The following is a 12409-nucleotide window of genomic DNA, read 5'->3' as shown; positions in this document are numbered from 1 at the left end:
CCATGATGCGGCGCCGGTCCGCCATCATGCAGGGCGGGTCCGCGCGGACAACACCCCCGTTGTCAGGCTGTGGCCCTCCTGAAACACGGCGCCGGGGCCCGCAGCGGCTACCCGACCTCCTCCGGCGTGGTCTCCCGCAGCTCTCCGTCCAGCAGCAGCCAGCGGGTGATGCCCAGGGACTCCAGGAAGGGCAGGTCGTGACCGGCCACGATCAGCGCGCCCTCGTAGGACTCCAGGGCGGTCGTCAGCTGCCGCACGCTCGCCATGTCGAGGTTGTTCGTCGGCTCGTCGAGCAGCAGCAGCTGCGGCGCGGGCTCCGCCAGCATCAGCGCGGCCAGGGCGGCCCGGAAGCGTTCGCCGCCGGACAGCGTCGCCGCCTTCTGGTCGGCGCGGGCGCCGCGGAACAGGAAGCGGGCCAGCCGGGCCCGGATCCGGTTGTTCGTGGCGCCCGGCGCGAACCGGGCCACGTTCTCGGCGACCGTCAGCTCGCCGTCGAGGACGTCGAGCCGCTGCGGCAGGAACCGCAGCGGGACATGCGGCTTCACCTCACCCGCGACCGGCGCCAGCTCCCCGGCGATCGTGCGCAGCAGCGTCGTCTTGCCCGCGCCGTTGCGCCCGATCAGCGCGACCCGCTCCGGACCGCGCAGGTCGAGGCCGCCGGCCACGCGCGCGCCGTACGCGAGCTCCAGGTCCTGGAGGGTGAGCACGTTCCGGCCCGGCGGTACGGCCGTGTACGGCAGGTCGACACGGATCTCGTCGTCGTCCCGTACGGCCTCCACCGCCTCGTCGAGCCGTTCGCGCGCCTCGGCGAGCCTCTCCTCGTGCATGATGCGGTGCTTGCCCGCGGACTCCTGCGCCGCGCGTTTGCGCGCCCCCATGACGATCTTCGGCTCGCGCTTCTGCTCGAACATCTTCTGCCCGTACCGCTTGCGCCGGGCCAGCTTGACCTGTGCGTCGGCCAGTTCGCGTTTCTGCTTGCGCAGGTCGGCCTCCGCGACCCGCACCATGCGCTCGGCGGCGTCCTGCTCGGTGGCGAGCGCCTCCTCGTACGCCGAGAAGTTGCCGCCGTACCGGACGATCTCACCGGAGCGCAGATCCGCGATCTGGTCGACCCGGTCCAGGAGTTCGCGGTCGTGGCTGACCACGACCATCACTCCCGGCCAGGCGGAGACGGCCGCGTACAGCCTCCGGCGCGCGTACAGGTCGAGGTTGTTGGTGGGCTCGTCGAGGAGGAGGACGTCCGGCCGGCTCAGCAGCAGTGCGGCCAGCCGCAGGAGCACCGACTCGCCGCCGGAGACCTCGCCGATCGTGCGGTCCAGGCCGATGTGGCCGAGGCCGAGTTCGCCGAGGGTGGCGAGGGCGCGCTCCTCGACGTCCCAGTCGTCGCCGACGACGTCGAAGTGCTCCGGGGACGCGTCGCCCGCCTCGATGGCGTGCAGCGCGGCCCGCCGGGCGGCGATGCCGAGCGCCTCGTCGACGCGCAGCGCGGTGTCGAGCGTGACGTTCTGCGGGAGGTAGCCGACCTCGCCCGCGACGCGGACGGTTCCGTCGGCGGGGGCGAGCTCTCCGGCGATCAGCTTCAACAGGGTGGACTTCCCGGATCCGTTGACGCCGACGAGTCCGGTTCTGCCGGGGCCGAAGGCGGCGTCCAGGCCGTCGAAGACGGGGGTGCGGTCGGACCAGGCGAAGGAGAGGGACGTACAGGTGACGGAAGCGGACATACAGGCCTCGCGGTTGCTTGATGCGGTCAGGGCAAGCGCGTGTCGAGACACCACGGGGCAACCAACAGAAGCCTTGTGCCGGAACTCCGGGAGGACGGCTTGGACGCCGAGGTCGCACGGCAGACACACCTCAGGTGTGTGCAGCGGTGTCTCAGGACCTCAGACGAGCAACGTCCTTCTCCAATCGACGGCAACAGGAACGCTCTGCACCGTACGAGCACCCCTCAGGGAGCGTCAATCGAATTAACGCGCGCGGGTGAGTACTCACGTTGATGTCGGATTCCTGCCAGCCGACCCCGCGGTGCCGCTGCTTGAGTGGTCCCCATGACGAACCCGAGCACCCTTCGTGACCGCGCCCTCGCCTTCCGCGCCCTGCATGTCCCCGGGCGCCCGCTCGTGCTGCCGAACGCCTGGGACACCGCGAGTGCCCGCATCGTCGAGGACGCCGGAGCCGCCGCGGTGGCGACCACCAGCGCCGGGCTGGCCTGGGCCCTGGGGGCGGCGGACGGCGACCGGCTGGAGCGCGACCGGGCCGTGGCCGCCGTGGCGGCGGTCGCCTCCGCGGTGCGTGTGCCGGTGAGCGCGGACATCGAGAGCGGCTACGCGCAGGACCCGGAGGGCGTCGCCGAGACCGTCCGCGCGGTGCTCGCGGCGGGCGCCGTGGGCGTGAACATCGAGGACGCGCTGTACGACGGTGCAGAGCCGCTGCGGCCGGTCGCCGAGCAGGCCGAGCGCATCGCCGCCGCCCGTACCACCGCAGACGCGGAGGGCGTGCCGCTGTTCGTCAACGCCCGTATCGACACCTTCCTGCGGGGAGCCGGGGGAGTGGATCTCACCCTGGAACGGGCCGCCGCGTTCCTCGCGGCGGGCGCCGACGGGATCTTCGTCCCCGGGGCCGTCGACCCGGAGACCGTCAAGCTCCTCGCCGACGGCGTGGAGGGTCCGCTGAACGTCCTGGTCGGTCCCGGCGCCCTGCCGGTCGCCGAACTGGCCGGGCTCGGCGTCGCGCGCGTGAGCGCCGGTTCGAGCATCGCCCAGGCCGCGCACGCCGTGGTCCGCCGCGCCGCACGGGAGCTGCTCGGCACGGGGACGTACGACGCGCTGGCCGGGGGCATCGACTACGGCGAGCTCAACGCCCTGCTGGGGGGCACGCGCTAGCAGGCGTCCCGCATCAGCTCCGCAAGGTCGTGGTCCAGATCGAGGTGGAGGTGTTCCAGGCCGACGGCCACCAGCTCGCTCGTGGCCCGGAGGAACCGGCGGATCTCGGCCGAGTGGACGTGCACGACGGCGGTGCCCTCGGGCGCGTGGAACTCCATGACGGTGCGGTCGTACCCGTACGGCCGCACCCGCACGTCGCCGTGGCCCTCCGGGCCGTCGAGCCCGGCCGTCAGCAGGTCACGCGCGAACGTCCAGCAGACGTCGACGCCCTCCAGGGTGGCCGGGGCCGGGAAGGACATGCGGACCGCGAACGGGTCACGCCGGTCGTAGTGCAGGGTGGCGGGAATGTTCGGCATCCGCGGTGCGGCGGCGACGAGACGGGCCTCTACGGGCTGCTCGATGACGGTGGACAACGCCTTGCTCCCTAGTGACGGCTGGACGGGCGGTGACGGCTGGGCGGACTTCGGGCGGACGGACTTCCGGGCGGACGGGACCGGGCACTTAAAGAGACGTCGGAACCGGCCGATCCGTGCACCCGGATTCCGAGTGACCTCGGTCACCGCCTTCAATCACGGGAGTGACGGGGAGCTTCTCCCGTGCCCCGAAAGGCACTTGGGGCGACCGGAGGCACTCTGGACGCGGCCGGGTGAGTCGGCTAGCTTCGCCCGCCATGAGACGCTCGGGTCACTTGGGGAAGACGAGACGCACGAGACGGACACAGCGGCTGCTGGCCGCGGGGGTGTGCGGGGTCGCGCTGGCCGCGCTCGCCGCCGTACCGGCCCAGGCGCACGCGCCGGCGCACCGGTCCCCGCACTGGGCGCCGAAGGACACCGGTGTTCCCGAGGCGCGCTTGCGCGGACTGTCCGCCGTCGGCCCGGACACCGCCTGGGTGTCCGGCACCGGGGGCACGGTCCTGCGCACCACCGACGGTGGGGCGAGCTGGCGGAACGTCTCGCCGCCGGGCGCGGCCGACCTGCAGTTCCGGGACATCGAGGCGTTCGACGCGCGACGCGCCGTGGTGCTGGCCATCGGCGAGGGCGAGGCGTCGCGCGTGTACCGCACCGACGACGGCGGAACGACCTGGACGGAGTCCTTCCGCAACACCGACGCGAACGCCTTCTACGACTGCCTCACCTTCTTCGACCACCGCCACGGCCTGGCGATGAGCGACCCCGTGGACGGCAAGTTCCGCATGCTGTCCACCGGCGACGGCGGCCGGACCTGGGAGGTCCTGCCGAGCGACGGCATGCCGGCCGCCCTGGACGGCGAGGCGGGCTTCGCCGCGAGCGGTCAGTGTCTGGTCGCGTCCGGGCCGCGGGACGCCTGGCTCGCCACCGGCGGGGGTGCACGCGCGCGTGTACTGCACTCGGCGGACCGCGGCCTGACCTGGACGGCCGCCGACACCCCCGTCCCGGCCGGCGACCCGGCCCGCGGCGTCTTCGCGCTCGCCTTCCGCGACCGTACGCACGGCCTCGCCGTGGGCGGCGACTACCGCGCGGACCAGCCGTCCCCGCAGGCGGCGGCACGCACTTCCGACGGCCGCACCTGGCAGTCCGCCACCACGCCTCCGCCCGCCTACCGCTCCGGCGTCACCTGGCTCCCGCACAGCCGCACGGCCGCCCTCGCGGTCGGCCCCACCGGCACGGACCTGACGACGGACGGCGGCCGCACCTGGCGGACGCTCGACACGGGCTCGTACGACACCGTGGACTGCGCTCCCGACCTGGGCTGTTGGGCCGCGGGCGAGAAGGGGCGCGTGGCCCGGCTGGAGAAGTGAACCCGACCGGGGGAGGCGCATGGTGCGCGAACTGGGTACTCGGCTCCCAGTCGTGAAAGGAGTGACCCGACATGCCACGCGGTTCGAGCCCCAAGCGGGAACGCCAGTACGAGCACATCAAGGAGAGCGCGCAGGACCGGGGCGAGAGCACCGAGCGCGCCAAGGAGATCGCTGCACGGACGGTGAACAAGGAACGTGCCCGGTCCGGCGAGTCGAAGACCGCCAGCCGCACCTCGACCCAGGACATGTCGTCCGGCAGGAGGGGCGGCCAGCGGTCCGGCAAGGGCTCCCACGGGCCCACCTACGACCAGCTCTACGAGGAGGCCAAGCGGCGCAACATCCACGGCCGTTCGGACATGAACAAGAGTGAACTGCAGCGCGCCCTCGGCCGCGAGGACTGAACGGCCGGTCGCGGCTCAGCGGGCCGTACGCTCGTGGTCACCATGACGACCGTACGCATTCCCGCGGGCTGGCCCGGGACCGAGGAGGAGGCCCGCGCCGTCCAGGACGAGTTGCGCGGGCGGGTGGTGCTCGGCGAGCCGGGACCGCCGCCCGGGACGGGGTACGTGACAGGCGTCGACGTCGCCTACGACGACGAGCGGGACGTCGTCGCGGCCGCGGCCGTCGTCCTGGACGCGGCGAGCCTCGACGTCCTCGCCGAGGCCACGGCCGTCGGCCGGATCTCCTTCCCGTACGTGCCCGGCCTGCTCGCCTTCCGCGAGATCCCCACGGTCCTCGCCGCCCTCGACGCCCTGCCCCGCCCGCCCGGTCTGGTCGTCTGCGACGGCTACGGCCTCGCCCACCCCCGCCGCTTCGGCCTCGCCAGCCACCTCGGCGTCCTCACCGGCCTGCCCACGATCGGCGTCGCGAAGAACCCGTTCACCTTCACGTACGACGATCCCGGTACCCGGCGCGGAACCTCGGCGCCGCTCATGGCGGGCGGCGAGGAGGTCGGCCGCGCCCTGCGTACCAGGGACTCCGTCAAGCCGGTCTTCGTCTCCGTCGGCCACCGGGTGAGCCTGGACAACGCCTGCGCCCACACCCTCGCGCTCACCCCCGCCCACCGGCTCCCCGAGACCACCCGCAGGGCGGACGCGCTGTGCCGGCGGGCGCTTCGGGAGGCGACGACGCGCCAGGCGCCCACCTCGCGGTAACTCCGCGTCGTGGACGGAGTCGCCGGCGTCGGATCCTTCGCCGGGTTCCAGGGCGTAGTGGTGCAAGTCCGGCTGCCGAGTACCCGCTCCGAGCAGTTGTTCTGAGTATCTGTACGGATGTGGCCCGGCCCGCGTGACCGGCAGGCTGGCCGCATGACGACGCACCGCTCCCCGAAGCCCCTCGCCGACCCGAACCGGCCCGTCGAGCGTGCCGTGACGGCCGCGCTGATCCTCGCCGTGCTGGCGGGGCTCGCCTGGATCGGCGGGATGATCTACACCGTGGCGGAGTGGCCGCTGTAAGACCGTCCGGTTCGTCGGAAGGTACCGTTCGCTTCCCCGGAAGGTGCCGTCCGGTTCGTCGGAAGGCACCTCCCGTCCGTCAGAAGGCGGCCGCCACCCGGAAGGTGATCCCCGCCCGGCGCAGCCGCTCCGTCAGCGCGTCGCCCATCGCCACCGCCGTCGTGACCTGCCCGGCCGTCGGCGGGAGGTCGTCGAAGGCCAGGGAGAGCGCCGACTCCGCGAATATCTTCGCCGTCTCGTCGTACCCGGGGTCGCCGCCGGCGACCTCGGTGAACACTCGCCGGCCGCCGCCCTCGCCGACGAAGCGCACGGAGAACCAGCTCCTCGCCCGCTTCTCCGCGCTCGGCCCGTCCCCGGGCTTGAGGCGGCCGGACAGCCAGCGCCGTGCGGGTGGGAGTTGGGCGGCCGCGGCCAGCGCACCCACCGCGGCGACTCCGCCCACCGCGACGGGCAGGTGCCGTACGGCTGCGTAGTGCCGGTAGCGGAAGTCGGGGCCGTAGCGCTCGAGGGCCTTCGCCGAGCGCCGAACGATCTGCGGGTCGATGGTCGGCAGGGGCAGCGCCCAGGCGCCGATCTCCCCGGCGAACCGGGGCGCGCCCGTCGGTGCCGAGACCCGGCGGCCCATGAGCCGCGGCTCGTGCCGTCCGCGGTCCCGTGCGGCGGCCACCATCTGCCGTCCGCGGGCGAACTGGTTCAGCGCCGAGGCGAACGTGCCGCCGGAGAAGGTCGCGTCCGCCGTCACGAAGCCGTCCACCGTCAGCGGCACGCCCTCCGGGAGCTGCCGCACCGTGAAGAGCGCGCCCAGGTCGTGCGGGACCGAGTCGAAACCGCACGCGTGCACCAGCCGCGCACCGGTCTCACGCGCGCGTGCGTCATGGCGGACGTACATGAGGTCCACGAACTCCGGTTCACCCGTGAGGTCGAGATAGTCCGTGCCGCTCTCCGCGCAGGCGGCGACGAGCTCCTCGCCGTAACTGATGTAGGGGCCGACGGTCGTGGCCACCACGCGCGCGTGCTCGGCGAGTTCGCGCAGCGAGGCCGGGTCGGACACGTCCGCCCGCAGCAGCCCGATCTCCTTGCCGCCGGGCAGCCGGTCGCGCAGCTCGTCCAGCTTGCGCTCACCGCGGCCGGCGATCGCCCAGCGCAGGCCCTCGGGCGCGTGGGCGGCCAGGTACTCCGCGGTGAGCGTCCCGACGAAGCCGGTGGCTCCGAAGAGCACGATGTCGTACGGACGGTCCGTCCTGGTCAGCCTGCTCATGACACCCCTTGCCTCGTGCAGCCGCGCCGCTGTCGGTGGCTGAGGCTAGCGTGAGGAGTGCGGAGCCCGACGACGAGCCCGGAGGTGCCAGGTGGCCGAGCGCAGCAGAGCCCTGAAGAAGTGGGAGAAAGTGCGCGAGTCCGCCCGCCTCGCAGGTCCGACCGGGTGACGGCGGAGCTGGACGGGCGATGACGGCGCGGCCGAGCGCGCTGTCGGGCGGCGGACCCGCGACGCGCCGTACATACTTGGCTAAGCGCTTGCTCGCCCAGGTCTTGTGCTGCGTAGAACGTGTTCTTAGCATCATTGGTGTTACATCACTTGTGTCACGGTCACGGTTTCAGGGGGCTGGATGACAGCGGCAACGACACCGGAGAGCGGCCCGCTCTCGGGGGTGCGCGTGGTCGAGCTCGCGGGGATCGGGCCCGGCCCGTTCGCCGCCATGCTCCTCGCCGACCTGGGCGCCGACGTCGTCCGGGTGGACCGCCCTGTCGGCCCCGGACTCGCGATCGACCCGGCGTACGACATCACCAACCGCAACAAGCGCTCCGTGGTCGTGGACCTGAAGGCGGCGGACGGACCCGCCCGCGTCCTCGACCTGTCCTCCCGCGCCGACATCCTCATCGAGGGCTACCGGCCCGGCGTCGCCGAGCGCCTCGGTGTCGGCCCCGAGGCCTGCCACGCCCGCAACCCGCGGCTCGTCTACGGCCGGATGACCGGCTGGGGCCAGCAGGGCCCCCTCGCCCATCGTGCCGGGCACGACGTCGCGTACATCGCGCTCACCGGCACCCTGGGCATGATCGGCGACCCGGACGAGCCGCCGACCGTGCCCGCCAACCTGGTCGGCGACTACGCGGGCGGCTCCCTCTACCTGGTCGTCGGCGTCCTCGCCGCCCTCCATCACGCGCGCGCGTGCGGCACCGGGCAGGTCGTCGACGCCGCCATCGTCGACGGCGCCTCCCACCTCGCCGCGATGATCCACGGCATGCTCGCCGCGGGTGGCTGGCAGGACCGGCGCGGGGCCAACCTCCTCGACGGCGGCTGCCCGTACTACGGCACGTACGAGACCGCTGACGGGAAGTACATGGCGGTCGGCGCTCTGGAGCGGCAGTTCTACGAGGAGTTCCTGGACCTCATCGGCTTGAAGGACTTCGGTCCGGCACGTAAGGACTGGACCCGCTGGGGTGAGCTGCGCGAGGCGGTCGCGGCCCGCTTCCTGACCCGTACGAGGGACGAGTGGACGGCCGTCTTCGAGGGCTCCGACGCGTGCGTGGCCCCCGTTCTGTCGCTGCGCGAGGCCCCGCACCACCCGCACCTCGCCGCCCGCGGCACCTTCACCGACCACGGCGGCATCACCCAGCCGGCCCCCGCCCCCCGCTTCTCCGCGACACCCACGGCCGTTCGCACCGGCCCCGCGCAACCGGGTGCCGACACGGCGGACGTGGCCCGCGACTGGGAGATACCCGGACTCCTGGCGGACGGCGCCTGATGGACGCCCGGTTCCGACGCCCCTGATACCGCTCGGCAGAAAACCCTCGTTGAAAGGCTTGTCAGTGAGCACCGAAGCGTACGTGTACGACGCGATCCGCACCCCGCGCGGGCGCGGCAAGGCCAATGGGGCCCTGCACGGCACGAAGCCCATCGACCTGGTCGTCGGACTCATCCACGAGATCCGCGACCGCTTCCCGGGCCTCGACCCGGCTGCGATCGACGACATCGTGCTCGGTGTCGTCGGCCCGGTCGGCGACCAGGGCTCCGACATCGCACGGATCGCCGCCGTCGCCGCCGGACTGCCGGACACGGTCGCGGGCGTCCAGGAGAACCGCTTCTGTGCCTCGGGCCTGGAGGCCGTCAACATGGCCGCCGCCAAGGTGCGGTCGGGCTGGGAGGACCTCGTCCTCGCCGGTGGCGTCGAGTCGATGTCCCGGGTGCCGATGGCCTCCGACGGCGGCGCCTGGTTCAACGACCCGATGACCAACCTCGCCGTCAACTTCGTGCCGCAGGGCATCGGCGCCGACCTCATCGCCACCATCGAGGGCTTCTCACGGCGGGACGTCGACGAGTACGCGGCGCTCTCCCAGGAACGCGCGGTCACGGCCTGGAAGGAGGGCCGCTTCGAGCGCTCCGTCGTCCCCGTGAAGGACCGCAGCGGCCTCGTCGTCCTCGACCACGACGAGCACCCGCGCCCCGGCACCACCGCCGACTCGCTGGCCAAGCTGAAGCCGTCGTTCGCCGACATCGGCGAGCTGGGCGGCTTCGACGCCGTGGCCCTGCAGAAGTACCACTGGGTGGAGAAGATCGACCACGTCCACCACGCGGGCAACTCCTCCGGCATCGTGGACGGCGCGTCGCTCGTCGCCATCGGCTCGAAGGAGGTCGGCGAGCGGTACGGGCTCACCCCGCGCGCGCGGATCGTCTCGGCGGCCGTCTCCGGCTCCGAGCCGACCATCATGCTCACCGGGCCCGCGCCCGCCACCCGCAAGGCCCTCGCCAAGGCCGGCCTGACCATCGACGACATCGACCTCGTCGAGATCAACGAGGCCTTCGCGGCCGTCGTCCTGCGCTTCGTGAAGGACATGGGCCTGTCCCTGGACAAGGTCAACGTCAACGGCGGCGCGATCGCGCTCGGCCATCCGCTCGGTGCCACCGGCGCGATGATCCTCGGCACCCTCGTCGACGAACTGGAGCGCCAGGACAAGCGGTACGGCCTCGCCACGCTCTGCGTGGGCGGCGGCATGGGCATCGCCACCATCGTCGAGCGCCTGTAACTCCCCGGCGGACCTCAGACTTCTACGGAGACACCTGTCATGACCAAGAGCACCACCATCCGCTGGGAACAGGACCGCACCGGCGTCGTCACCCTCGTGATCGACGACCCCGACCAGTCCGCGAACACCATGAACCAGGCGTTCCGCGAGTCGCTCGCCGTGATCACGGACCGCCTGGAGGCCGAGAAGGACTCCATCCGGGGCATCATCGTCACCTCCGCCAAGAAGACCTTCTTCGCGGGCGGCGACCTGCGCGACCTGATCCGGGTCACGCCCGACACCGCCCAGGAGCTCCTCGACGGCGGCCTCGAGATCAAGCGGAACCTGCGCCGCATCGAAACCCTCGGCAAGCCGGTCGTCGCGGCGATCAACGGCGCGGCCCTGGGCGGCGGCTACGAACTGGCCCTCGCCTGCCACCACCGCATCGCTCTCGACGCCCCCGGCTCCAAGATCGGCTGCCCCGAGGTCACCCTCGGCCTGCTCCCCGGAGGCGGCGGCGTCGTCCGCACCGTACGCCTGCTCGGCATCACCGACGCACTGCTGAAGGTGCTGCTCCAGGGCACCCAGTACAGCCCGCAGCGCGCCCTGGACAACGGACTCGTCCACGAAGTGGCGGCCACGCCCGAGGACATGCTCGCCAAGGCCCGCGCCTTCATCGACGCCAACCCCGAGTCGCAGCAGCCCTGGGACAAGCCCGGCTACCGCATCCCCGGCGGCACCCCGGCCAACCCGAAGTTCGCGGCGAACCTGCCGGCCTTCCCCGCCAACCTGCGCAAGCAGACCAACGGTGCCCCCTACCCGGCCCCGCGCAACATCCTCGCGGCCGCCGTCGAGGGCGCCCAGGTCGACTTCGAGACCGCCCAGGTCATCGAGGCCCGCTACTTCGTGGAACTGGCGGCGGGCCAGACCTCGAAGAACATGATCCAGGCCTTCTTCTTCGACCTCCAGGCCGTCAACTCCGGCGCCAACCGGCCCAAGGGCGTCGAACCCCGCCAGGTCCGCAGGGTCGCCGTGCTCGGCGCCGGGATGATGGGCGCGGGCATCGCCTACTCGTGCGCCCGCGCGGGCATCGACGTCGTCCTCAAGGACGTCTCGCTGGAGGCGGCCGTCAAGGGCAAGGGCTACTCCGAGAAGCTGTGCGCCAAGGCGGTCTCCCGGGGCCGCACGACCCAGGACAAGGCGGACGAACTGCTCGCCCGCATCACCCCCACCGCCGACCCGAGGGACCTGGCGGGCTGTGACGCGGTGATCGAGGCCGTCTTCGAGGACACGGCGCTCAAGCACAAGGTGTTCCAGGAGATCGAGCACATCGTCGAGCCCGACGCCCTGCTGTGCTCCAACACCTCCACGCTCCCCATCACCGCACTCGCCGAAGGCGTCGAACGCCAGACCGACTTCATCGGGCTGCACTTCTTCTCGCCCGTCGACAAGATGCCGCTCGTCGAGATCATCAAGGGCGAGCGGACCGGCGAGGAGGCTCTCGCCCGCGCCTTCGACCTGGTCCGGCAGATCAAGAAGACGCCGATCGTCGTCAACGACTCGCGCGGCTTCTTCACCTCGCGGGTGATCGGGCACTTCATCAACGAGGGCGTGGCGATGGTCGGCGAGGGCATCGAGCCCGCGTCCATCGAGCAGGCGGCCGCCCAGGCGGGCTACCCGGCGAAGGTGCTGTCCCTGATGGACGAGCTCACGCTCACCCTGCCCCGCAAGATCCGCAACGAGTCGAAGCGGGCCGTCGAGGAGGCCGGCGGCACCTGGCCCGCGCACCCCGCCGAGGCGGTCATCGACCGCATGGTCGACGAGTTCGGCCGCACCGGCCGCAGCGGCGGCGCCGGCTTCTACGAGTACGGGGAGGACGGCAGGCGCGCAGGCCTGTGGCCCGGGCTGCGAGAGCACTTCACCGAGCCCGGCCGCCAGATCCCGTTCGAGGACATGCAGGAACGCATGCTCTTCTCCGAGGCGCTCGACACCGTCAAGCTCCTCGAGGAGGGCGTACTGACGTCCGTCGCCGACGCCAACATCGGCTCGATCTTCGGCATCGGCTTCCCCGGCTGGACCGGCGGCGTCCTGCAGTACATCAACGGCTACGAAGGTGGCCTGCCCGGATTCGTGGCACGCGCGCGTGAACTCGCCGAGCGCTACGGAGACCGCTTCACCCCGCCCGCCCTGCTGGTGGAGAAGGCGGACCAGGGGGAGACCTTCACGGACGCGCGCTGACCTGCCGCCGAGCGGCCCGGTCTCCCCGTCCGGGCGCCACAGCCCGGACGGGGAGACCG

Annotated in this window: 11 protein-coding genes; 8 read left to right on the top strand and 3 right to left on the bottom strand. The window is 72.3% G+C overall.

Features of this window, described 5'->3' with window-relative positions; genetic code table 11:
• Positions 1 to 107 precede the first annotated feature (107 nt).
• Complete coding sequence (locus ACFY16_RS17090; protein WP_390647922.1) at positions 108 to 1721, bottom strand: ABC-F family ATP-binding cassette domain-containing protein; 1614 nt, start codon at positions 1719 to 1721, stop codon at positions 108 to 110.
• Positions 1722 to 2045: 324 nt separating this feature from the next.
• Between ACFY16_RS17090 and ACFY16_RS17085 the strand changes: the two genes are divergently transcribed.
• A complete protein-coding gene (locus ACFY16_RS17085) occupies positions 2046 to 2879 on the top strand; it encodes an isocitrate lyase/phosphoenolpyruvate mutase family protein (RefSeq protein WP_390647921.1) in 834 nt (277 codons plus the stop codon).
• Here the strand turns inward: ACFY16_RS17085 and ACFY16_RS17080 are convergent.
• The gene (locus ACFY16_RS17080; protein WP_390647920.1) at positions 2876 to 3292 is read right to left on the bottom strand and encodes an SsgA family sporulation/cell division regulator; all 417 of its coding nucleotides are present in this window, start codon (positions 3290 to 3292) and stop codon (positions 2876 to 2878) included. The two genes, ACFY16_RS17085 and ACFY16_RS17080, sit on opposite strands and share 4 nt — an antisense overlap.
• A gap of 275 nt (positions 3293 to 3567) precedes the next feature.
• On the opposite strand from ACFY16_RS17080, the gene ACFY16_RS17075 reads away from it, so the two are divergent.
• From ACFY16_RS17075 to mmpA, 4 genes are all read left to right on the top strand, one after another.
• Complete coding sequence (locus ACFY16_RS17075) at positions 3568 to 4656, top strand: WD40/YVTN/BNR-like repeat-containing protein (RefSeq protein WP_390647919.1); 1089 nt, start codon at positions 3568 to 3570, stop codon at positions 4654 to 4656.
• A gap of 71 nt (positions 4657 to 4727) precedes the next feature.
• Positions 4728 to 5057: a plasmid stabilization protein gene (locus tag ACFY16_RS17070; RefSeq protein ID WP_390647918.1), complete on the top strand. Its 330-nt coding sequence runs from the start codon at positions 4728 to 4730 to the stop codon at positions 5055 to 5057.
• A gap of 42 nt (positions 5058 to 5099) precedes the next feature.
• Positions 5100 to 5810: an endonuclease V gene (locus tag ACFY16_RS17065; RefSeq protein WP_390647917.1), complete on the top strand. Its 711-nt coding sequence runs from the start codon at positions 5100 to 5102 to the stop codon at positions 5808 to 5810.
• Positions 5811 to 5963: 153 nt separating this feature from the next.
• Positions 5964 to 6110, top strand: coding sequence for a morphogenic membrane protein MmpA (gene mmpA / locus ACFY16_RS17060; RefSeq protein WP_390647916.1), 147 nt, complete (start codon positions 5964 to 5966; stop codon positions 6108 to 6110).
• Positions 6111 to 6189: 79 nt separating this feature from the next.
• Here mmpA and ACFY16_RS17055 read toward each other — a convergent pair whose 3' ends face one another.
• Positions 6190 to 7368: a saccharopine dehydrogenase family protein gene (locus ACFY16_RS17055; RefSeq protein WP_390647915.1), complete on the bottom strand. Its 1179-nt coding sequence runs from the start codon at positions 7366 to 7368 to the stop codon at positions 6190 to 6192.
• Between the two features lie 349 nt (positions 7369 to 7717).
• On the opposite strand from ACFY16_RS17055, the gene ACFY16_RS17050 reads away from it, so the two are divergent.
• From ACFY16_RS17050 to ACFY16_RS17040, 3 genes are all read left to right on the top strand, one after another.
• A complete protein-coding gene (locus ACFY16_RS17050) occupies positions 7718 to 8854 on the top strand; it encodes a CaiB/BaiF CoA transferase family protein (protein ID WP_390647914.1) in 1137 nt (378 codons plus the stop codon).
• A 64-nt stretch (positions 8855 to 8918) separates the two neighbouring features.
• Entirely contained in the window at positions 8919 to 10133 is a 1215-nt protein-coding gene (locus tag ACFY16_RS17045) for an acetyl-CoA C-acetyltransferase (RefSeq protein ID WP_351136806.1), read from the top strand.
• A 39-nt stretch (positions 10134 to 10172) separates the two neighbouring features.
• The gene (locus tag ACFY16_RS17040) at positions 10173 to 12350 is read left to right on the top strand and encodes a 3-hydroxyacyl-CoA dehydrogenase NAD-binding domain-containing protein (RefSeq protein WP_390647913.1); all 2178 of its coding nucleotides are present in this window, start codon (positions 10173 to 10175) and stop codon (positions 12348 to 12350) included.
• The last annotated feature ends 59 nt before the right edge of the window (positions 12351 to 12409 follow it).

The organism is Streptomyces sp. NPDC001315 (assembly GCF_042896175.1).
Classification (GTDB): domain Bacteria; phylum Actinomycetota; class Actinomycetes; order Streptomycetales; family Streptomycetaceae; genus Streptomyces.
The sequence above is the reverse complement of the archived record's forward strand: the minus strand, read 5'-3'. Positions and strand labels throughout refer to the sequence as shown.

Excerpts from the sequence above, each read along its gene's own strand:
- ACFY16_RS17090 (WP_390647922.1), bottom strand. The coding sequence starts at position 1,721 with ATGTCCGCTTCCGTCACCTGTACGTCCCTCTCCTTCGCCTGGTCCGAC.
- ACFY16_RS17085 (WP_390647921.1), top strand. The coding sequence starts at position 2,046 with ATGACGAACCCGAGCACCCTTCGTGACCGCGCCCTCGCCTTCCGCGCC.
- ACFY16_RS17070 (WP_390647918.1), top strand. The coding sequence starts at position 4,728 with ATGCCACGCGGTTCGAGCCCCAAGCGGGAACGCCAGTACGAGCACATC.
- ACFY16_RS17065 (WP_390647917.1), top strand. The coding sequence starts at position 5,100 with ATGACGACCGTACGCATTCCCGCGGGCTGGCCCGGGACCGAGGAGGAG.
- mmpA (WP_390647916.1), top strand. The coding sequence starts at position 5,964 with ATGACGACGCACCGCTCCCCGAAGCCCCTCGCCGACCCGAACCGGCCC.
- ACFY16_RS17055 (WP_390647915.1), bottom strand. The coding sequence starts at position 7,368 with ATGAGCAGGCTGACCAGGACGGACCGTCCGTACGACATCGTGCTCTTC.
- ACFY16_RS17050 (WP_390647914.1), top strand. The coding sequence starts at position 7,718 with ATGACAGCGGCAACGACACCGGAGAGCGGCCCGCTCTCGGGGGTGCGC.
- ACFY16_RS17040 (WP_390647913.1), top strand. The coding sequence starts at position 10,173 with ATGACCAAGAGCACCACCATCCGCTGGGAACAGGACCGCACCGGCGTC.